This is a genomic window from Microbacterium sp. NPDC090225 (genome assembly GCF_044772365.1).
Lineage (GTDB): Bacteria > Actinomycetota > Actinomycetes > Actinomycetales > Microbacteriaceae > Microbacterium.
The window spans coordinates 1,795,507-1,815,988 of the sequence record NZ_JBIVYS010000001.1; the positions used below are offsets into that span (position 1 = coordinate 1,795,507).

Annotated in this window: 17 protein-coding genes; 6 read left to right on the forward strand and 11 right to left on the reverse strand. The window is 69.5% G+C overall.

The window, feature by feature from the left end; all coding sequences use genetic code 11:
* Positions 1 to 6: 6 nt before the first annotated feature.
* From purF to ACIQTT_RS08515, 3 genes are all read right to left on the reverse strand, one after another.
* Entirely contained in the window at positions 7 to 1,479 is a 1,473-nt protein-coding gene (purF, locus tag ACIQTT_RS08505; RefSeq protein WP_402788517.1) for an amidophosphoribosyltransferase, read from the reverse strand.
* A 6-nt stretch (positions 1,480 to 1,485) separates the two neighbouring features.
* On the reverse strand, positions 1,486 to 2,601 hold the full coding sequence (gene purM / locus ACIQTT_RS08510) for a phosphoribosylformylglycinamidine cyclo-ligase (RefSeq protein WP_402788519.1): 1,116 nt from the start codon (positions 2,599 to 2,601) through the stop codon (positions 1,486 to 1,488).
* 82 nt (positions 2,602 to 2,683) lie between these two features.
* Entirely contained in the window at positions 2,684 to 2,893 is a 210-nt protein-coding gene (locus ACIQTT_RS08515) for a hypothetical protein (protein ID WP_402788521.1), read from the reverse strand.
* Positions 2,894 to 3,051: 158 nt separating this feature from the next.
* Between ACIQTT_RS08515 and ACIQTT_RS08520 the strand changes: the two genes are divergently transcribed.
* Positions 3,052 to 3,657: a zinc-binding alcohol dehydrogenase gene (locus ACIQTT_RS08520; RefSeq protein ID WP_402788523.1), complete on the forward strand. Its 606-nt coding sequence runs from the start codon at positions 3,052 to 3,054 to the stop codon at positions 3,655 to 3,657.
* Positions 3,658 to 3,660: 3 nt separating this feature from the next.
* On the opposite strand, the gene ACIQTT_RS08525 is transcribed toward ACIQTT_RS08520, so the two are convergent.
* Positions 3,661 to 4,044: a potassium transporter Trk gene (locus ACIQTT_RS08525; RefSeq protein ID WP_402788525.1), complete on the reverse strand. Its 384-nt coding sequence runs from the start codon at positions 4,042 to 4,044 to the stop codon at positions 3,661 to 3,663.
* Positions 4,045 to 4,708: 664 nt separating this feature from the next.
* Positions 4,709 to 9,316: an HtaA domain-containing protein gene (locus ACIQTT_RS08530; RefSeq protein ID WP_402788527.1), complete on the reverse strand. Its 4,608-nt coding sequence runs from the start codon at positions 9,314 to 9,316 to the stop codon at positions 4,709 to 4,711.
* A 158-nt stretch (positions 9,317 to 9,474) separates the two neighbouring features.
* Between ACIQTT_RS08530 and ACIQTT_RS08535 the strand changes: the two genes are divergently transcribed.
* From ACIQTT_RS08535 to ACIQTT_RS08545, 3 genes are read left to right on the forward strand one after another with little or no spacing between them, the layout of a single operon-like run.
* Entirely contained in the window at positions 9,475 to 10,590 is a 1,116-nt protein-coding gene (locus ACIQTT_RS08535; RefSeq protein ID WP_402788529.1) for a hemin ABC transporter substrate-binding protein, read from the forward strand.
* The gene (locus ACIQTT_RS08540; protein WP_402788531.1) at positions 10,587 to 11,660 is read left to right on the forward strand and encodes a FecCD family ABC transporter permease; all 1,074 of its coding nucleotides are present in this window, start codon (positions 10,587 to 10,589) and stop codon (positions 11,658 to 11,660) included. Before ACIQTT_RS08535 ends, ACIQTT_RS08540 begins: the two co-directional genes overlap by 4 nt.
* Positions 11,657 to 12,430, forward strand: a complete 774-nt coding sequence (locus tag ACIQTT_RS08545; protein ID WP_402788533.1) for a heme ABC transporter ATP-binding protein — start codon at positions 11,657 to 11,659, stop codon at positions 12,428 to 12,430. The genes ACIQTT_RS08540 and ACIQTT_RS08545 overlap by 4 nt, the downstream gene beginning before the upstream one ends.
* 104 nt (positions 12,431 to 12,534) lie before the next feature.
* On the opposite strand, the gene ACIQTT_RS08550 is transcribed toward ACIQTT_RS08545, so the two are convergent.
* On the reverse strand, positions 12,535 to 12,903 hold the full coding sequence (locus ACIQTT_RS08550; protein ID WP_402788535.1) for a sterol carrier family protein: 369 nt from the start codon (positions 12,901 to 12,903) through the stop codon (positions 12,535 to 12,537).
* 34 nt (positions 12,904 to 12,937) lie between these two features.
* On the opposite strand from ACIQTT_RS08550, the gene ACIQTT_RS08555 reads away from it, so the two are divergent.
* Both ACIQTT_RS08555 and purD read left to right on the forward strand, forming a co-directional pair.
* Positions 12,938 to 13,606 carry an NUDIX hydrolase gene (locus ACIQTT_RS08555; RefSeq protein ID WP_402788537.1) on the forward strand — a complete coding sequence of 223 codons (669 nt, stop codon included), beginning with the start codon at positions 12,938 to 12,940 and terminating at the stop codon, positions 13,604 to 13,606.
* Positions 13,607 to 13,819: 213 nt separating this feature from the next.
* Positions 13,820 to 15,097, forward strand: coding sequence for a phosphoribosylamine--glycine ligase (gene purD / locus ACIQTT_RS08560; RefSeq protein WP_402788538.1), 1,278 nt, complete (start codon positions 13,820 to 13,822; stop codon positions 15,095 to 15,097).
* A gap of 7 nt (positions 15,098 to 15,104) precedes the next feature.
* Here the strand turns inward: purD and ACIQTT_RS08565 are convergent, their stop codons facing one another.
* The 5 genes from ACIQTT_RS08565 to ACIQTT_RS08585 form a co-directional block, all read right to left on the reverse strand.
* The gene (locus ACIQTT_RS08565) at positions 15,105 to 15,635 is read right to left on the reverse strand and encodes a GNAT family N-acetyltransferase (protein WP_402788540.1); all 531 of its coding nucleotides are present in this window, start codon (positions 15,633 to 15,635) and stop codon (positions 15,105 to 15,107) included.
* A gap of 157 nt (positions 15,636 to 15,792) precedes the next feature.
* Complete coding sequence (locus tag ACIQTT_RS08570) at positions 15,793 to 16,521, reverse strand: amino acid ABC transporter ATP-binding protein (protein WP_247633069.1); 729 nt, start codon at positions 16,519 to 16,521, stop codon at positions 15,793 to 15,795.
* Positions 16,518 to 17,993, reverse strand: a complete 1,476-nt coding sequence (locus ACIQTT_RS08575) for an amino acid ABC transporter substrate-binding protein/permease (RefSeq protein WP_402788543.1) — start codon at positions 17,991 to 17,993, stop codon at positions 16,518 to 16,520. The genes ACIQTT_RS08570 and ACIQTT_RS08575 overlap by 4 nt, the downstream gene beginning before the upstream one ends.
* A 186-nt stretch (positions 17,994 to 18,179) precedes the next feature.
* Entirely contained in the window at positions 18,180 to 19,694 is a 1,515-nt protein-coding gene (locus ACIQTT_RS08580; protein WP_402788545.1) for a DHA2 family efflux MFS transporter permease subunit, read from the reverse strand.
* Positions 19,691 to 20,314: a PadR family transcriptional regulator gene (locus tag ACIQTT_RS08585; protein WP_402788547.1), complete on the reverse strand. Its 624-nt coding sequence runs from the start codon at positions 20,312 to 20,314 to the stop codon at positions 19,691 to 19,693. The genes ACIQTT_RS08580 and ACIQTT_RS08585 overlap by 4 nt, the downstream gene beginning before the upstream one ends.
* Positions 20,315 to 20,482 lie beyond the last annotated feature (168 nt).

Consider the following 20,482-nt stretch of genomic DNA (forward strand, 5'->3'; position numbering starts at 1 on the left):
CACTCATCAGGAGGTCTGCGAACTCTCCACCCAGGCCAGGTACTCGTCACTGACGGTGCCGGTGACGTACCGGCCGTCGAAGCAGCTCATGTCGAGGTCGTCGACGACCGACCCCTCGGTGATCGCGGCCTTCAGGTCGTCGACCTCCTGGTAGACGAGGTGGTCGCAGCCGAGCACCTCGGCGATCTCGGGGATCGTGCGTCCGTGCGCGATGAGCTCATGGCGCGACGGCATGTTGATGCCGTAGACGTGCGGGTGCCGCACGGGGGGCGCCGCCGAGGCGAACGTCACCGACACCGCGCCGGCGTCGCGCGCCATCTGGATGATCTCCTTCGACGTCGTGCCGCGCACGATCGAGTCGTCGATGAGCAGGACGTTCTTGCCCTGGAACTCGGTCGACATCGCGTTGAGCTTCTGGCGCACGCTCTTCTTGCGCACCGCCTGCCCCGGCATGATGAAGGTGCGGCCGACGTAGCGGTTCTTGTAGAAGCCCTCGCGGTACTCGATGCCGAGCTTGCGTGCGACCTCCATCGCGGCGGGGCGCGAGGAGTCGGGGATGGGCATGACGACATCGATCTTGTCCATCGGCACGTGCTTCGCGATGGTGTCGGCGAGACGGTCGCCCATGCGCAGACGCGACTCGTAGACCGAGATGCCGTTCATGACCGAGTCGGGACGCGCGAGGTAGACGTACTCGAACGCGCACGGCGAGAGCTGCGTCTCGGCGGCGCACTGCTTGGTGTGCAGCTCACCCTCGGTCGTGATGAAGACGGCCTCACCGGGCTCGACCTCGCGCACGACCTCGTAGTCGCCGTTCTCGAGCACCAGCGACTCGCTCGCGACGACCCACTCGTCCTTGCCCTCGTTGCCGGGCACGGTCGACGGGCGACGCCCCAGGATCAGCGGGCGGATGCCGAAGGGATCGCGGAAGGCGAGCAGACCGTAGCCGGCGATCACGGCGATGACGGCGTACGCGCCCTCGATGCGCTCGTGCGTGCGCTCGACGGCCTCGAAGACCCGCTCGGGGTCGAGGTCGACCGTCGAGGTGGTGTTCTGCAGCTCGCCCGCGAGCACGTTGAGCAGCAGCTCGGTGTCGCTCGACGAGTTGAGGTGGCGGCGATCGCGCTTCGCCATCTCGGCGGTGAGCTCACGCGTGTTGGTGAGGTTGCCGTTGTGGATGAGGATGATGCCGTACGGCGCGTTCACGTAGAACGGCTGCATCTCCTCTTCGTTAGACGCCGTGCCCTTGGTCGCGTAGCGCACGTGACCGAGACCGACGTTGCCGAGCAGCGCACGCATGTCGCGGGTACGGAACGCCTCGCGCACCATCCCCTGCGCCTTGGCGTTGTGCATGACGCCGTTCGCCTCTGCCGTGGCGATGCCCGTCGCATCCTGGCCGCGATGCTGCAGCAGGAGGAGAGCGTCGTAGATGTCCTGGTTGACCGGGGCCGTCCCCACCATTCCGACGATGCCGCACATGGGGGTTTACTTCGCTCCGTCCGCGTAAGCGCCCACGAGGCGCACCGCTCCACCGTCGACGCCCTTGGCGCCCTGTTCGAATTCTCCTGCCGGACGCCCGTCGAAGCGCACCGTGCCGACCTGCCACGCGGGCATGCCCTCGGTCTGGAGTGCCGCGATCGCGGCATCCTTCGCACTGTCGGAGACCACCGCGAGGAACCCGATACCCAGGTTCCAGGTGCCCTCCGCCGACTCGAGCGACGAACCGGCGATGTCGCTGAGCACGCGGAAGACCGGGCTCGGCGACCAGGTGCTGCGGTCGACCTCGGCCCAGCTGCCCTGCGGGAGCACACGGGCGAGATTCGCTGCGATGCCGCCGCCGGTGACGTGGCTGAGCGCGTGCACAGCACCCGGGATCGCGTCGATGAGACGCAGCAGGGGAAGCGTGTAGAGACGGGTCGGCTCGAGCAGGGCCTCGCCCCACGTGCCCCCGAGGTCGGCCGAGTTGTCGCCGTAGGAGATGCCGGCACCGGTGATGATGTGCCGCACGAGCGAGTAGCCGTTGGAGTGCAGACCGCTCGAGGCGATCGCGAGCACCGCGTCGCCGTCGGTCACGCGGTCGGCACCGAGGATCGCATCGGCCTCGACGACTCCGGTCGCCGCACCCGCGACGTCGTAGTCGCGCGGACCCAGCAGACCCGGGTGCTCGGCCGTCTCGCCGCCCACGAGCGCGGTGCCCGTCGCGGCGCACGCCTCGGCGATGCCACGCACGATGTCGGCGATGCGCTGCGGGAAGACCTTGCCGCAGGCGATGTAGTCGGTCATGAAGAGCGGCTTCGCTCCCACCACGACGATGTCGTCGACGACCATGCCGACCAGGTCCTGCCCGATCGTGTCGTGCTTGTCGATCGCCTGCGCGATCGCGACCTTCGTGCCGACGCCGTCGGTGCTGGTCGCGAGCAGCGGGCGGCGGAAGTCGCGCAGCGCGCTCGCGTCGAAGAGACCGGCGAATCCGCCGACGCCCCCGAGCACTTCGGGGCCGTGCGTCGCCCGTACGGACGACTTCATCAGCTCGACGGCGAGGTCGCCGGCAGCGGTATCGACGCCGGCTTCGGAATAGGGATTGGTGGGGGAGGCAGCCACGCGTCCAGCCTACCGCCCGCCGGGCGTGCCGAGATGCGATCGGCTCCTGCCGAAGGAGGAGGCGATCGCATCGGCGTCGCCGTCAGCGCTGCGCGTCGTCAGCCCCGTCGGCATCGTCGGTCGTGTCGCGTTCTCCTCCGGCATCCGCGGCGTCGCCGTGCCGCGCGTCGCCTTCGCCGGTCACGCCCCAGGGCGCGGTCCCCGTCTCCATCCCGCTCATCGCTCCGGACTCTCCGTCGGCGCCGTCGGCTGCCGGGCCCTCGCCCGTGCGTTCGTTCTCCTGATTGCGCATCATCTCTTCCTCTCGTCCGCGGGCAGCGGATGGCCCGTTTCCCCCGGTCTACGCCTCGACGGCCGAAAGGGCGCGCGGGTTGACGCGGCGCGCGGCAGCGGTTAGCACTGCTTCCCGGATTCTCACCCCGAGCGCGGCCACAGCCCTACGATGGGGCCATGGCCGACAAGCCGCAGTGGCTCATCCGCGAAGACGCGAGCGTCCCCGTGCTCGTGGCGCTCGCGCTGCGCCAGGCCCTCGGCATCCGCGTTCCCGACGATCTGCCGACTCTGCGCGATCTGCCGGTGCGCGCGCCGGATGCCGCCGACGCCACGTCGGCGGTCGAGAAGCAGTGGCGCGACTATTGGGACATGACCGTCGAACCGCGCGCGCACCCCTCCGGAGTCCCCCTCGAACTGATCGACGGTTTCGACACGCTCGTGGCGCTGCCCGCCTCCGGCGCGGAAGAGCTCGGGGCGGGGATCGCCGGGCACGCGGCATCCGCTCTGCGCTACGCGCGCGCCGCGCACGACCGCTACGTGAAGTCGATGAAGAGCCACACGGGCGGCGACGCCTACCGGGCGTACGCCAGCGCGATCGCCGAGTTCGAGCGCGACATCGGCCGGCGGGCGCACTCGTTCGAGCTGAACGTGCAGGTGCTGCCGTTCTCGCAGCGCGGCATCTGGTGGATCGGTGATCTGACCGTCGCGGTGACCGACGGCCTGCGCCGCGACATCGTGGCGTTCGACTCGGCCATCCGGCCGGTCATCGCCGAACTGGCCTGAGGGTCAGTCGCGGTCGGGGGCAGGTGCGTCGGATGCCGCGCTCTCGGGTGCCGTCTGCGCCTCGGGCGCCTCGTCGTCGATCTCGATGATCGTCTCGCGGTCGACCCGTACGACCCGATCGTGCCGACGGCCGGTGCGCTCCAGGATCAGCGCGACGACACCGCCGAGGGCGAGGCCGATCGGGACCGTCCACAACAGCAGGAATCCGAAGACCAGCCCGGGCGGGTAGACGACATCGAGCGCCTGCGACTCCTCGAAGCTGCCGGTGAAAGTGAGGATGCCGGCGGCGATCACACCCACGACGACACCGATAGCCATGAACACGCCGTACCGCGGCACGTGGCGCACGGTCGCTTCGACGGTCTGCGGGGTCTCGGAGGAGGACATGCCCCCATTCTCCCACCGTTCCCTGCGGGCCGTGGCACGTCCTTCGTCTCGTCGCTCAGCTCCTCGCTCAGGAACCGGGTGTCTGCGGCCCCTGAGTGAGCGAAGCGAGACGAAGGGCCCCGCCCGCAAGGGAGGAGAACTCGCGTTCGGCAGGAGGCATCCGCTCTTCTGATCCTGCGGAAGGCGAGTTCTCCTCCGTCGGGAAGGCGAGGTCTCCTCCGTCACGGGAGGAGAACTCCGCGTCGGGCGGATGCTTCGCCCAGAAACCTCCGCCCATCACCGAGAACTCCGCCCACCACCGCGTCGCTCCGCGGGACGCTTCGACAGGCTCAGCGACCCGGGGGCCGGTCCCTCGCAGAAGGCTGGGTCCCTGAGCCTGTCGAAGGGCCCCACCCCGCACGCAGCGGAGGAGAACTCGCGCTCCGCAGGAAGCATCCGCCGTTCTGATCCTGCGGAAGGCGAGTTCTCCTCCGTCGGGAAAGCGAGGTCTCCTCCGTCACGGGAGGAGAACTCCGCGTCGGGCGGATGCTTCGCCCAGACCTCCGCCCAACACCGAGAACTCCGCCCATCACCGCGTCGCTCCGCCCATCACCGAGAACTCCGCCCGACCCACCCACGACGAACCGCCCTCCCGCGCGATGCGGAAGGGCGGTTCGATGAGGTGTCAGACCTCGGTGGTCGTGACGGACGACTCTGCCGTCGAGCGGCTGCGGCGTCCGATGAGCACGCCGCCCGTGCCGACGAGGGCCACGACGACGAGTCCGCCGACGATCCAGACCCAGACCGGCACGCCGCCCTGCTCGTCGGCGACCTCGGTGACGGCGGTGACCGCGGTGGTCGCGGTGGTCGCCTCCGACTCGGTCTCCTCGTCGTCGGCCGGGGCCGCGACTCCGCAGTCCGCACCGACGGGGATGACGGCGCTGACCGGGTCGAGTGCCTCGCCCGCGGCGTAGGTGCCGAAGGCGGCGGCACCGGCCTCGGTGAGCGTCGACGGGATGCCGTCGAGCGTGATCACTCCGTCGACCGGTGCGACCTCGGCCAGCGAGAACTCCGCGAACCGCACGTCCTTCAGGTCGATGGCCTCACCGGACTGCGTGGTGCCGGTGACGTCGACCACGATGTAGCCGGTGTCGCCCGCGAGCTCGATGCGGAAGTTCGCCAGCGTCGTGTTCAGCGCGCCGTCGTGGCCCGTGAAGTTGATGCTGCCGCCGTAGGTCACGAGGCCCGCACCGCTCTCGTCATCGTACGAGCCGGAGCCGTTCGACCACACGAAGTCGGGGTACTGGTAGACCACGTCTGTGAGCGTCCAACCGCCCTTCGCGATGCCCTCGATGTAGGTGCGGAACGATTCCTTGTAGCCCCAGTTCAGGCTCGCGCCTTCGACGGTGCAGGCGCCGATCACGACGGTCTCCCGGGTGAGCGTGAAGACGAGTCCGCGGGTCACCGTGCCCTGGAGGGTGAGCGTGTGCTCACCGTTCTCGAGCGTGGCGGGCAGCGTGCCGGTCCACGTGGCGACACCGTTGGCGTCGGCATCCACCGTGCCGAGCAGGACGGGCGTCGAGTACACGACGACCTGGATGTCCTTCTCGTTCGGCTCGAAACCGGATGCCGTGATCGTCGCCGTCTTGCCCGACTGCAGGGCGGTGAGGTTCTCATCGTCGATCTCGATGCCGGTGGTCGCCGGAGGCGTGGCCGGGAGGGCCGCCTTCTTCACGACCGCGGCGGCCGCCGCGACGGTGCCGGTCGATCCGCTCGGAGCCGCGGCTGCGGAACCGATCGTGAACGTGACCGGGCTCAGAGTCGTCGAGTACCCCTGGAACACCTGGTTGACACCGGCGGAGGTGATGGATGCCGGGGCCGAGGTGTAGGTGACCGCGCCGTTCGCCGTGGTCTTGCCCGCACGCGACAGGTCGAGCGTCGCGAACGGCACCTGGCTTCCGCCGTTGGTGACGTAGAGCGTCGCCGCGTTCGCCGAGGTGAAGCGGATCTGCGGGTTCGCGACCGTGACATCGAGGATGCCGCCGTGACCGGTGAACCGGACTGCGCCCACGTACGAGACCGTGCCGAGGCCGGTCGCGGGGTCGTAGGTACTGCCTGTCGCCTGTCCGAACTGGAACAGCCCGTCGGCACGCGTGGCCCCACCCGTGACCTCGATCGCGCCCTTGGCGATGTCGCCCGTGATGTAGCGCAGGAACGAGCTCGACACGTCCCAGCGCAGCGATCCACCGGGGACGGTCGCGACCGGAGCGGTCGGGGTGACCGGCGGCTTCGGGGGCTGCGGGGTCTCCGGCTTCGGTCCGAAGATCTTGTCCCACTGCGCCTCGGTCACGGTGACGGTGCTGCGCGCGTAGATCGTCGATGCGGTCGGCATCGTGTGCTGCTGCCAGCTGATGACCTCGTACGTCTTGGTGCGGTCGAGCGTGCTCGCCGCCGCCGTGAGGTCGACCGAGTAGCCGCCGCCCGAGACGCTGCGCACGAACTGCATCGCGACGAAGCCGGCGTCGGCGGTGACGTCCGCCTCGGTGCCCTTCTCGATGAGCGCGACGTACGCACCCGTGATCGAGCCGTGCTTCGAGCCGGTCGCCGTGACGGTCAGGCCGTTCTGGGCGGTCGCCGACTTCACCGTGGTCTTGACTGCCGGACCATCCAGGGAGCCGAACACGGCATCCCACTGGGCCGACGTCACGTTCACGGCCTGACGCGCATAAATCGTCGACGCGGTCGGGAGGGTGTGCTGCTGCCACACGATGACCTCGTACGACTTCGACCGGTCAAGACCCGCCTTCGCCGCCACCAGATCCACCGTGAACGCACCACCCGAGACGTTGCGGACGAACTGCATCGCGGCGAAACCACCACCGGCGGTCACATCCGCCTCGGTACCCGCCTCGATCAGCGCGACATACGCACCCGTGATCGAACCGAGGTTCGAGCCCGACGTCGCAACGGTCAGACCCTCGGTCGACGCCACCGACACCGAACCCGACACCGACGGCGCGCTCGGCGGGAACACCGTGTTCCACTGCGCATCCGACACCGTCACGGCCTGACGGGCGTAGATCGTCGAGGCCGTCGGCAGAGTGTGCTGCTGCCACACGATGACCTCGTACGACTTCGACCGGTCAAGACCCGCCTTCGCCGCCACCAGATCCACGCTGAACGCACCACCGGACACGTTGCGGACGAACTGCATCGCCGCGAAACCACCACCGGCGGTCACATCCGCCTCGGTACCCGCCTCGATGAGTGCCACATACGCACCCGTGATCGAACCGAGCTTGGAGCCGCCCGCCGTCACGGTCAGGTCGTCAGCGGTCGCGGACTTCACCGTCGCGGTCGCGACCGCGGCCTCGGTGTAGTTGAGGGCGACGCTGCGCTCCTGCTCGGCGTTCACGACACCACCGGCGGCGTAGGTGTACACACCGTAGGCACCGGGCTTGGCCGTGGAATCCTTCAGCGTCAGCGTCGCGGTGAACGTGCCGTCAGCCCCGATGTCGACCCACTGGCTGCGGATGGTCGGCTGGAAGGCCTCGGGAACCTGGTTCAGCACGGTCTCGGAGAGCGCCCAGAGCTGCGAGCCGACGGAGCGGTTCGCAGACGGAGCGGATGCCGACGGCTTCCAGTTCTCGGCGAAGTTGCCGAACACGACGTACGTGCCCTGCGGCAGGGTCGCGGGGATCGGCACGCCACGGCCACCGACGTTCGCGGTCGGGCTGTAGCCCGAGCCCTTCACGACGACCTTGTCACCGGTCTTGAGGGCGGCGCCCTCGGCCGGGGTCACGCCGTCGGCCAGGAAGACCGAGATCGACGGAGCAGCCGGAACCGGCTTGACGATGTCCCACTGCGCCGTCGAGATCGTGACGGGCGTGCGCGCGAGCATGGTCTGCGCGTTCGGCAGCGTGTGCTGCGTCCAGACGATGACCTCGTAGGTCTTCGTGCGGTCGAGAGCGGATGCCGGGGCCGCGAGCGCGACCGAGAAAGCGCCGCCCGCGACGTTGCGCACGAACTGCATGGCCGCGAATCCGCCACCGGCGGTGACGTTCGCCTCGGTGCCGGTCTCGATGACCGCCGCGTAGACGCCGGTCGCGGCGCCGAACAGCGTGCCGTTGACGTTCGCCGTGATGCCGGCATCGCTGACGACGAGGTCGGAAACTGCGACCTTCGGGGCCGGCGCGTAGTTGAGGGCGACGCTGCGCTCCTGGTCGGCGTTGTTCACGCCACCGGCACCGTAGGTGTAGACGCCGTACGAGCCGGGGGTGGCCGTGGTGTCCTTGAGCGTCAGGGTCGCCGTGAACGAACCATCGGCGGTGAGGGGCACCCACTGCGCGCGAACTGCGGACTGGTACTGCGAGGGAACCTGTTCGAGCACGCTCTCGGCGAGCGCCCACGCCTGCACCGAACCCGAGCGGGTCGCGGCTGCGGCACCGGCGGACGGCTTCCAGTTCTCGGCGAAGTTGCCGAACACGACGTACGTGCCCTGGGGCAGGTTCGCGGGGATCGGAGCACCACGGCCGCCGACGTTGGCGGTCGGGTCGTAGCCCGTGCCCTTCACGACGACCTTGTCGCCGGCCTTGAGCGCGGTTCCGGCTGCGGGAGTGACGCCGTCGGCGAGGAAGACGGAGATCGCGGCGGAGGCGGGAACCTCGGGCTCGGCCGGCGTCTCGGGCTCGGCCGGCGTCTCGGGCTCGGTCGGCGTTTCCGGCTCGGTCGGCGTCTCGGGCTCGGTCGGCGTCTCCGGCTCGGTCGGCGTCTCGGGCTCGGTCGGCGTCTCCGGCTCGGTCGGCGTCTCCGGCTCGGTCACCGGCGGGAAGACGGCATCCCACTGCTCGGCGCTGATGGCGACATCGGCGCGGGCGTAGATGTTGGTGGCGTCCGGGATCGTGTGCTGCTGCCAGACGATGACCTCGTACGTCTTGGTGCGGTCGAAGGCGGATGCCGCGCCCGCGAGGTCGACCGTGAAGCCGCCGTCGGTGACGGTGCGCACGAACTGCATGGCCGCGAATCCACCGCCGGCGGTCACGCCGCTCTCGGTGCCCTTCTCGATGACGGCGGCGTAGGCGCCGGCCGTTCCCTCGGGAAGACCGGATGCCGTGGTCCGCACGGTCACACCGGACGTGTCGGCGACGGTGACGCTGGTGGTCACGACGGTGTCGGCCGCGAGCGCAGGCTGAGCGACGGTGAGGCCGGTCACGACGAGGAAGAGCGATATCAGGGCAGCTATCGCCGCGCGGACGCGGTGACTCACTGTGGTGCTGGGTGCTGTGGAGTTCACGGTTTCTCTCCGGGCCCCGGGGTGCGCGGGCACGCACGCCGGCGGTGCCGCTATGCAATCGGGCGAAGGGGATTAGGTTAGGCTGAGCTAAGCAGCCGCCTTTTCTGAGCGTAGGCTGTGCGCGAGGCTCGCGTCAAGTTTTAGGATAGCCTTGCCTTATGCGCCGCGTTCTTGCCGTCTTCCTCGCTGCCTCGCTCGCGATCGGACTCGCCGGTTGCGCACAGCCCGGTGCGGATGCCGCAACCCCCGACGCCTCCGCGTCGCCTGTGGACGACTGCCCCCAGGCATCCGTCGCTCTCGCCGATCTCGACCTCGTCGATGACGTGCGCGCCGTCGAGGGCGGTTCGACCGCCTGCCTGTCGAGCCACGCCATCACCCCGATCGACGACGACACGGGCCCCGACCTGCCGGTCACCGTGACCGACAGCGAAGACCGCGAGGTCACGATCGCCTCGGCTGACCGCATCCTGCCGATCGATATCTCGGGCACCATCGCCTCGACCGTCTTCGCCCTGGGCCTCGGCGACCAGGTCGTCGGACGCGACGCCTCCACCCAGTTCACGGGCACCGAAGATCTGCCCGTCGTCACCCAGAGCGGGCACAGCCTCAACGCCGAGGCGATCCTCGAACTCGCCCCCACCGTCGTGCTCACCGACACGACCATCGGGCCGAAAGAGGTGCGCCAGCAGCTGCGCGACGCCGGGATCGCCGTCGTCGTCATCTCGAGCGACCGTCGCATCGACACCACCGACGAGCTCGTCACCGAGATCGCCACCGCCCTGGGTGTGCCCACCCGCGGCGCCGCCTTGATCGAGCGCCTCGCGGGGGAACTCGACGACGCCGAGGCCGAGATCGCCGAGATCGTGCCCACCGACGAGGCCGACCGCGCCCGCATGCTCTTCCTCTACGTGCGCGGCAGCGCGAACGTCTACTACATCTTCGGCGAGGACTCCGGTGCCGACTCCCTGATCGACGCGGTCGGCGGCGTCGACGTCGCCGAGGAGATCGGCTGGGAGGGCATGAAGCCCATGACCGCCGAAGCGCTCGTCGCGGCGAAGCCCGACGTGCTCGTGATGATGACCGACGGACTCGAATCGGTCGGGGGCATCGACGGTCTGATCGAGCGCGTGCCCGCCGTCGCCGAGACGCCCGCCGGAGCCAACCGCCGCGTGATCGACATGGCCGACAGCGAGATCCTGAGCTTCGGGCCCCGTTCGGCCGAGATCATCAGCGCCCTCGCCCGCGCCCTGTACGCGCCCGAGCCCGCGAAATGACCTCGGAGGTCGTCACCCCGACGCCGACCACGCGCCGGGGGCTGCGCTTCGCGCTGGTCCTGATCGGCTTGCTCGCAGCGCTCGTGATCACCTGCATCGCATCGATCACGAGCGGCCAGTACGACCTCTCCCCCACCGACCTCGTCGGCGTGCTGCTGCACGGCATCGGCATCGACACCGCGTGGGCACCCGCGAACGCCACCGACTACGGCGTCATCAACAGCATCCGGATGCCGCGGCTGGTGCTCGGCCTGCTCGTCGGCGCCGCGCTCGCGGTGTCGGGCGTGCTCATGCAGGCGATCTTCGGCAACCCACTGGCGGATGCCGGAGTCGTCGGCGTCTCGTCGGGCGCCGCCCTCGGCGCGGCCGCGAGCATCACGCTGGGACTCGCCTCGTTCGGCATGTGGACCACCCCCGCGTTCGCCTTCATCGGCGGACTCGTGGCGGTGCTCTCGGTCTACTTCATCAGCCGCTCGGGCGGGCGCACCGAGGTCGTCACCCTCCTGCTCACGGGTATCGCGATCAATGCGATCGCGGGCGCCGGGATGGCGTTCCTCACGTTCATCGGCACGACATCGACGCGCGAGCAGATCGTGTTCTGGCAGCTCGGATCGCTCAACGGCGCGCTGTGGCAGAACGTCGCCCTCGTCGCACCGCTGGTCGCGATCGGCATCGTCGTGGCGTTGATCGTCGCTCCGAGCCTCGACCTCTTCGCTCTCGGCGAGCGCACCGCACGGCACCTCGGACTCAACGTCGAACTGCTGCGCATCACGGTCATCGTCACCGTGGCGTTGCTGGTGTGCGCGGCGGTCGCGTTCGCCGGCATCATCGGGTTCGCCGGACTCGTCGTGCCGCACCTCATGCGCATGATCATCGGCCCGGCGCACCTGCCGCTCGTGATCGCCTCGGCGTTCGGCGGCGCGTTGCTCATCGCCGTGGCCGACCTCGTCGCCCGCACCGCCGTGCCCCTCGCCGACCTGCCGATCGGCATGATCACCTCGCTCGTCGGCGGCCCCTTCTTCCTGTGGCTGCTCGTGCGCACGCGCCGCCGGGCGGGAGGCTGGGCATGAGCCTGAGACTGCGGGGCGCCGGCCTCACGGTACGCGTCGGCGACGGCCGCGCGATCCTCGACGACGCCTCGATCGACATCCACGCCGGGCAGATCCACGCGCTCGTCGGCCCCAACGGCGCCGGCAAATCGACCCTGTTCGGCGTGCTCGCGGGTGACGTGACGGCCCAGACCGGACGGGTCGAGCTCGACGGGGCGCCGGTCACCGGCATCCGTTCGCGCACGCTCGCGCAGCAGCGGGCGGTGCTGCTGCAGGAGAACACCGTCACGTTCCCGTTCACGGCAGAGCAGGTCGTGCGCATGGGGCGCTCGCCCTGGGCGCGCACGCCCGCGGCCGACGACGACGACGCGATCGTCGCGACCTCGATGGGATCGACCGAGGTGCTGCCGCTCAGCGCCCGCTCGGTCACCTCGCTGTCGGGCGGTGAACGAGCCCGCGTGGCGCTGGCCCGAGTGATCGCCCAGAGCACCGGCATCCTGCTGCTCGACGAACCCACCGCCGCCCTCGACCTGAAGCACCACGAAGACGTCATGCGGCTCATCGCCCTGCAGGCGGCCGACGGCGTGGCCGTCGCGATCGTGCTGCACGACCTCAACGCCGCCCTCGCGCACGCCGACCGCGTCACCCTGCTGTCGCAGGGGCGCGTGGTCGCCACGGGCACCCCCGCCGAGGTGCTCACGGCAGAGCGCATCGAAGAGGTCTACGGGCAGCCCGTCGACGTCTTCCCCCATCCCGTCACGGGTGTCCCGCTGGTGGTCGCGCGACGCTAGCGGGTCTCCCCCCTCCCCCTCCCGCGCGTCGTGGGGGATCAATGTGTCGGCTCCCGAAGCGCAGGAACGTGACATATTGATCCCGCACGCAACACGGGTGGGGGCTACGGCCGCAGCGGCAGCACGTCGACGAGGTCGGCGCGCGTCCCCGAGGCGGCGATGCGACCGGATGCCGCGGCATCCGCCCACTGCTCCTCGCCCAGCGCGACCGCGAGCCACGTCGCGGCATCCATCTCGACCACGTTCGGGGGCGTTCCGCGCGTGTGCCGCGGGCCCTGGATGACCTGCACCGCACCGAACGGCGGCACCCGCACCTCGACGCTGTTGCCCGGTGCCTTCTCGTCGAGCAGCTGCAGCAGGTATCGCACGGCCGTGGCGAGGGCGGTGCGGGGGGGCTTCTCGCCCGCGGCATCCGCCTGCTTCACGACGTCAAGGGCCGTCCGCCCGTCGACGATGTCGATCTTCTTGGCCATCTCCCCAGCCTACGACCGCGCGTAGGCTCGCAGCATGAGCATGCATCCCGAAGGCGCCCGCGCCGAACTGGTCGCTGCGGCCACGGGGCACAGCTGGGGCGGGCCCTTCCCCGCACTGCTCGACCCCGAGAACGCGCACGATGCGGCGGTGCTCATCCTGTTCGGCGTGCTCGATCGCGAACCCGCCGTGGTTCCCGATGCGGCCGTCGCCCGAGACCTCGACGTGCTGCTGCAGCGCCGCGCCCCCACGCTCTCGTCGCACCCGGGACAGGTGTCGTTCCCGGGCGGACGGACGGAGCCGGGAGATGCGGATGCCGTCGCCACCGCGCTCCGCGAAGCAGAGGAGGAGACCGGGCTCGACCCCGCGGGCGTCGACGTGCTGGCGACCCTGCCCGAGATCCCGCTCGCCGCGAGCAACCATCGCGTCACCCCGGTGCTCGGCTGGTGGCGCACGCCGTCACGGGTGGCAGCGGTCGATCATGCCGAGACCGTGGAGGTGTTCCGGGTGCCGGTGGCGCAGCTGCTCGACCCCGCGACGCGGTACACCTCGGTGCGCACGTTCGGCGACCGCACGTTCCGGGCACCGGCTTTCGATGTCGACGGCACGATCGTGTGGGGTTTCACGGCCATGGTGCTCAGCGGCCTCTTCGACGCCGCCGGCTGGACGGTGCCGTGGGACGTCGCCGACGAGCGGCCGGTCTGAAGTTTCGTGGGCGGCGGGCCCTTCGACAGGCTCAGGGACCCAGTTGCGCCTGCCCTGCTGTACCTAACTCAGGACAAATCGCCCCGTTCGGTCGTTTTGCGGGCCGAGATCGCCTCTCGGGCGCGATCGTCCTGAGTTAGTGCCACCCCACGCATCCCGCCCGCACCGACGATCCACCGAAACGCGCCCGGCGAGGCTCGATAGGCTGGGCGGGTGAAGATCCTCGTCCTCGGTTCCGGTGCACGTGAGCACGCGATCATCCTCGCTCTGCGAGCAGAGAAGGCGGAGCACGAGATCTTCGTCTCCCCCGGCAACGCCGGCATCGCACAGGATGCGACCCCGGTCACGGTCGATGTGCTCGACGGCGGAGCGGTCACCGCGTTCGCGAACGAGAACGCGATCGACCTCGTCGTGATCGGCCCCGAGGCGCCCCTGGTCGCCGGGGTGGCCGATGCGCTGCGCGAGCGCGGCATCCCCGTCTTCGGCCCGGGCAAGGCCGCCGCGCAGCTCGAGGGTTCGAAGGCGTTCGCCAAACGGATCATGGACTCCGCGGGTGTTCCCACGGGTCGCGCCGTGCGCGCGACGACCACCGCCGAGGTCGAGGCGGCGTTCGACGACCTCGGCGCCCCGTACGTCGTGAAAGCCGACGGTCTCGCCGCCGGCAAGGGCGTCATCGTCACCTCCGACAGTGCCGAGGCCCTCGCGCACGCCGAGCAGTACCTCCCCGCCGGCCCGGTGCTCGTCGAGGAGTTCCTCTCCGGCCCCGAGGTCTCGCTCTTCTTCCTCAGCGACGGTGACACCGTGCGCGCCCTCAGCCCCGCGCAGGATTTCAAGCGCGCGCTCGACGGCGACGCCGGCCCCAACACGGGCGGCATGGGCGCCTACTCGCCGCTGCCCTGGCTCGCCGAGCAGTTCGGCAGTGAGCAGGAGTTCGTCGCCGAGGTCACGCGCGACGTGGCCCTGCCCGTGATCCGCCAGCTCGATGCCGAGGGCACCCCCTTCATCGGGCTGCTCTACGCCGGCCTCATCCTCACCCCTTCGGGTGTGCGCGTGATCGAGTTCAACGCCCGGTTCGGCGACCCCGAGACGCAGGTCGTGCTGCCGCGCCTGGTCACGCCGCTGTCGGAGCTGCTGTTCGCCGCGGCATCCGGCACCCTCGAGGACCAGCCCGACCCCGTCTTCAGCGACGAGGTCGCGATCACCGTCGTGCTCGCGAGCGAGGGGTACCCCGAGGCTCCGCAGACCGGCCGCCCGATCGAGAACCTCGCGGATGCCGCATCCGTCGAAGGTGTGCGCATCGTGCACGCTGCGACGGCGGGACCGGATGCTCCGGGCGGCGATCTGCTCGCGACCGGGGGCCGCGTGCTGAACGTGGTGGCGACGGCATCCGATTTCGGCACGGCCCGCGCCCGCGCGTACGACGCGATCGGACGCATCGCCCTCGAAGGCTCGCACTACCGCACCGACATCGCCGCCCGCGTCGCGGAGTAACGCTGCTCTACAACGCGATCCAATAGCGGCGCAGTAGCCCCATGCCGCGCTCGGACTGGTCGCTCACGTCTTGCAGCACTCCGCCGGCACCCTCGATCGTGCGGTACGAGCCCGCGTTGTCGATGTCGCACGTGACCATCACGCGATCGAGGCCGATCTCTCGGGCGCGCTCGAGGCCGAGGCGCAGCGCCGCCGACGCGATGCCCTCCCGTCGGCGCGACGCTCGCACGGAGTACCCGATGTGCCCACCGGCCTCGGCGAGCCAGGCGTTGAGGGCGTGCCGGAACGAGAGGAACCCGACGACCTCGTCGCCGTCGACCACCCAGTAGAGGTCGTTGTGCACCCGGTCTTCCGGCGGCGCGATGGTCGTGTCGGCGAGCCGCGTCGCACTCTCGATCAGCTCGTCGAGCGTCGCGCGATCCGGGGTCACCGGGGCCGTCAGGCCCGATCCGTCGACGTGCCCGTCACCGAACTCCGCCACGGCCGACGCCCACGAGTCGAAGAGGTCGGTGGTCGGTCGAACGAGCTGCACGGTCATCGCCCCACCCCATCAGATGGCGGCGTCTGGTCGCAAACCGCCCGCCTGTCGTCGAAACCCATCGCAAACGTCGAGACCCACCTTTCCCGACGCCGATACCGGTGGGTCTCGACGCGGGTGGTGGGTCTCGACGCAGGCAACAGGACGGATGCCGCGACTACAGCACCTTCGAGAGGAACTCCTTCAGGCGCTCGTTCTTGGGCGCCTCGAACAGGTCGGCCGGAGCGGCCTCCTCGACGACGACGCCGCCGTCCATGAAGACCGTGCGGTCGGAGACCTCGCGGGCGAAGCCCATCTCGTGCGTCACGAGCACCATCGTCATGCCGCCCTCGGCGAGGTCGCGGATGACCTGCAGCACCTCACCGACCATCTCGGGGTCGAGGGCGCTGGTGGCCTCGTCGAACAGCATGATCTCGGGGTCCATCGCGAGCGCACGGGCGATCGCCACGCGCTGCTTCTGACCGCCCGAGAGCGAAGCGGGCTTGGCATCCGCCTTCTCCGACAGGCCCACCCGCTCGAGCAGGGCCAGCGCGCGCTCGCGCGCCTTCGACTTCGACAGGCGACCCAGCTCGATCGGCGCGAGCGTGATGTTCTCGAGCACCGTCATGTGCGGGAACAGGTTGAAGTGCTGGAAGACCATGCCGATGCGCTGGCGCACCTCGTCGAGCTTGACGCTCTTGTCGGTGAGGTCGACGCCGTCGATGACGACCTTGCCCGACGTGGGCTCCTCGAGCTTGTTGAGGCAACGCAGCAGGGTCGACTTGCCCGAGCCCGAGGGTCCGATGACCGCGACGACCTCGCCGTCGTCGACCGTCAGGTCGATGCCCTTGAGCACCTCGTTGCTCCCGAACGACTTGTGCAGGTTCTGCACGGCGATCTTGCTCATGCGTTGAACTTCCTCTCGAGGCGGTTCGCGAGCAGCGTCAGCAGCGTGATCACGACGAAGTAGATGATGGCGACGATCGTCAGCACCTGCGCCGACAGGTACGTCGACGCGATGATCTGACGCGACTGGAACGTCAGCTCGGCGAGGCCGATGACGCTGATCAGCGACGTGTCCTTGAGGGTGATGATGCCCTGGTTCACGAACGAGGGGATCATGATGCGGAACGCCTGCGGCAGCACGACCTTCTGCATGGTCTTCCAGTGGCCGAGACCCAGCGAGCGCGACGCCTCGTTCTGACCGGGGTCGACGGCCTGGATGCCGCCGCGGATGATCTCGGTCATGTAGGCACCCGTGTTGAGCGAGAGCGTGATCGCTCCGGCCACGAACGGGTTGAAGGTGAGTCCAGGGAACAGCTGCGGGATGGCGAAGAACACGAAGAACGCCTGCACCAGGATCGGGGTGCCGCGGAACACGAACACGTAGGCGGTCGCGAGCCAGCGGAACGGCAGGAATTTCGAGATGCGCCCGAAGCCGAACACGATGCCGAGCACGAACGCGGCGACGAGCGCCACGAGGGTCGCGAGGATCGTCAGCCAGAGGCCGCTCATCAGCGCCGGCCAGTACTTCACGGCGACGGAGATGATGTCGGTCGGCTGCGCGGATGCCTCGCCCGCGCTGAGGTAGGTGTCGACGATCTCGTCGTACTCGCCGCTCTCCTGAAGGTTCGCGAGGCCGGCGTTGAACTTCTCGATCAGCTCGGGGTTCATGCCCTTGTTGACCGCGAAGCCGTACTCGCCGCCGAGCTCGGGCTCGCCCACGAGGCGGAAGCCCGACCCCTGCTGGATGCCGTACGCCAGCACCGGGAAGTCCTCGAAGTAGCCGACGGCCTGGTTCGCCTTGACGGCATCCACCATGTCGGTCGTGTCGGAGTAGGGCGTGATGCGGAAGCCGTACTCGTCCTGGTTGTCCTCCGCGAAGGTCTGGCCCTGGGTGCCGGTCTTCACCGCGACGGTCTTGCCGTCGAGGTCGTCGAGCGAATCGATGTCGCTCGACTCGAGAACACCGAGCTGGATGCCGCTGGTGAAGTACGGCTCGCTGAAGTCGAACGTCTGCTGACGCTCCTCGGTGATCGACATGCCGGCCATGACGGCATCCACCTGGTTCGACTGGAGGGCCTGCAGGGCCGCGTCGAATCCGAGCTGGCGGATCTCGACCTCGAAGCCCTGGTCGTCGGCGATCGCGCGGAGCAGGTCCATGTCGATGCCGACGAGCTCGCCGTCGGAGTTCGTGAACTCGAACGGCGCGAAGGTCGTGTCGGTGCCGATGACGTACGTCTCGCCGTCTGCGGCCGTGGCGGGGGCTGCGCCACCGAGCAGCGCGGCGCCGGCGACGGCGGTCGCGAGCACGGCGGCTCCGGTCGTGCGGGCGAGGCGGCGGAGCCGGGCGCGCAGGGAAGAGGGGTGTGGGATCACGACGGATGCTCCTCGGATCGGGGTGGCGACCGGCCGGTCGCCGCCCGTCTACCTTAGTCAAACCTCGCGCGCGGCCTCGTCTCCCCGCCTCCGCCGAGATCCCCCTCTACGTGCAAGATCCCCCTCTGCACCACGCCCGCAAGGGGGTCTCTGGTACGCAGAGGGGGATCTCGGCGACGGTGAGGGTCAGACGGTCGGATGCTTCGGCGCACCGCGCAGGAACAGCGACGCGATGAGCGCGACGAGGATCACGCAGGCGGGCAGCAGGATCGCCTGCGACATGCCCGTCGAGAAGCCCTCGGCGACGAAGTCCGGGAGGGTTCCGCCCGACCCGATCGACCCGCCGGCGTCGTCCATGCCCGGCAGGTTCGCCTCGAGGCGGGCCTGCATGAACGTGGCGATCGCGGCCGATCCGACGACCGATCCGATCGTGCGGGTGGTGTTGTAGATGCCCGCACCGGCACCGGCCTGGCGCATCGGCAGCATCCGGGTCGCGGTCGTCGCGAGCGGACCCCACATGCCGGCGTTGCCGAGGCCCATGAGGGCGGAGGGGAACAGGAACATCCAGATCGGGGTGTCCATGTTCACCAGCGACGAGTACCAGAACAGGGCTCCCGAGACGGCGAGCAGACCCGGGATGAGGATGATGCGGGGATCGGTGCGGTCGAGGATCTTGCCCGCGACCGGTGCCAGCACACCCGAGAGCACCGCCATCGGGATCATCAGCAGCGCGGCCTCGGTCGGCGTGAGCCCCCGGGCGGTCTGCAGGAAGAACATCAGCGGCAGCGACATGCTCGTCACGGTGAAGCCCACCGCGGCGATCGCGACGTTCGCCCCCGAGAAGTTGCGGTCCTTGAAGAGCTCCAGCGGCACGAGGGCCTCGGACTTCGTCTTCCACTGCTGCACGATGAAGATCGCGAGCACGACGATGCCGGCGATGATCATGCCCCACACCGAGATCGGGCCCCAGATGACGCCCCAGTCGTACTTCTCACCCTCCTGCAGCCCGAAGACCACGAGGAAGATCGCGATGGCGCTCAGCACGACGCCGAGGATGTCGAAGCGGTGCGGGTGCGTCTTGAGCTTGGGGACGAGGATCCACGCGGCGACGAAGGCGATCACACCGACGGGCAGGTTGACGAAGAAGATCCACTCCCAGCCGAGGCCGTCGACGAGCACGCCGCCGAGCAGCGGACCGACGAGCGTCGCGACACCGGCGGTCGCACCCCACAGGCCCATGGCCGCGCCGCGGCGCTCGGGCGGGAAGGTGCGGGTGATCACGGCCATCGTCTGCGGGGTCATGAACGCGGCGCCGAGACCCTGCACGGCGCGGGCGGCGATGAGGCCTTCGAGCGAGCTCGACAGACCGCACCAGAGGGATGCCGCGGTGAAGATCGCGAGTCCGATGAGGTAGATGTTCTTCGGGCCGAAGCGGTCGCCGAGACGGCCGGTGATCAGCAGCGGCACGGCGTAGGTGAGCAGGTAGGCGCTGGTCACCCACACGACGTTGTCGAGGTTGTTGGTGTTCGGGTCGAGGGCGGCCTTGATCGCGGGGTTCGCGACCGAGACGATCGTCGTGTCGACGAGGATCATGAAGAAGCCGATGACGAGCGCCCAGAGGGCGGGCCAGGGGCTCTTCGGCGCCTGCCCCGCGGCGAAGGGGCCGGTCTGGGGCGCGGCGGCCTGTCGGGATTCGGTCATTGCTGTGCAGCCTTTCGCTGAGCGAGGTAGCGGTCTGTGTCGTCGAAGTCGTTCGGGCCCCAGCGGAGCCCGTCGCCGTCGAGTCGGGTGAGGAGGGTGTCGAGCCAGCGCAGTTCGGCGTCGAGGAGCGCCTCCTGACGCTCGACCTCGACGAGGACCTGCGGAGGTACCCCCTTGGCGTGCGCCTTGGCGAGCCCGTCGCGGTGCATCGTGTGCGCCTCGACAAGAGCGGCCCGGCGCCCGCGCAGGAGCGCGGTGACGTCGTCGCGCTCGAGATTGTGGGATTCGGCGAGCGCGATGCGGAAGTCGGTCTCGCGATCGACGCGGGGCAGTTCGCGGCGCACCCACGCGATGACGGTGTCGCGTCCGGCATCCGTCAGCGTGTAGGTGGTGCGCTCGGGACGGTTGCCGTCGCGGTCGATGCCGATCTCGTCGATCAGGCCGGTCTTCTGCAGGCGCGCGACCGTGTGGTAGAGCGTGCCGTTGGTGATCGTGAGCAGGCGGTCGTCGTGGCGCGAGCGCAGCAGCCGCACCATCTCGTAGGGGTGCATGTCGCCCTCGCGCAGCAGCGCGAGCACCATCACGCCCATGGGCGTGAGCGTGTCGATCGGGTCCTTCATCACCTGCTCCACTCCGATTAGTCCACATGGACTATACGCCTGTGCGCGACCTATGGGCAAGCAGCGTTCTCCCGCGCGATTCGCAGGGAGGACGAACGCTCTGCAGGGAGCATCCGCCGTTTTCTCCCTGCAGACGTCATCGCTCCCTGCAGATCGGCGACGAACACG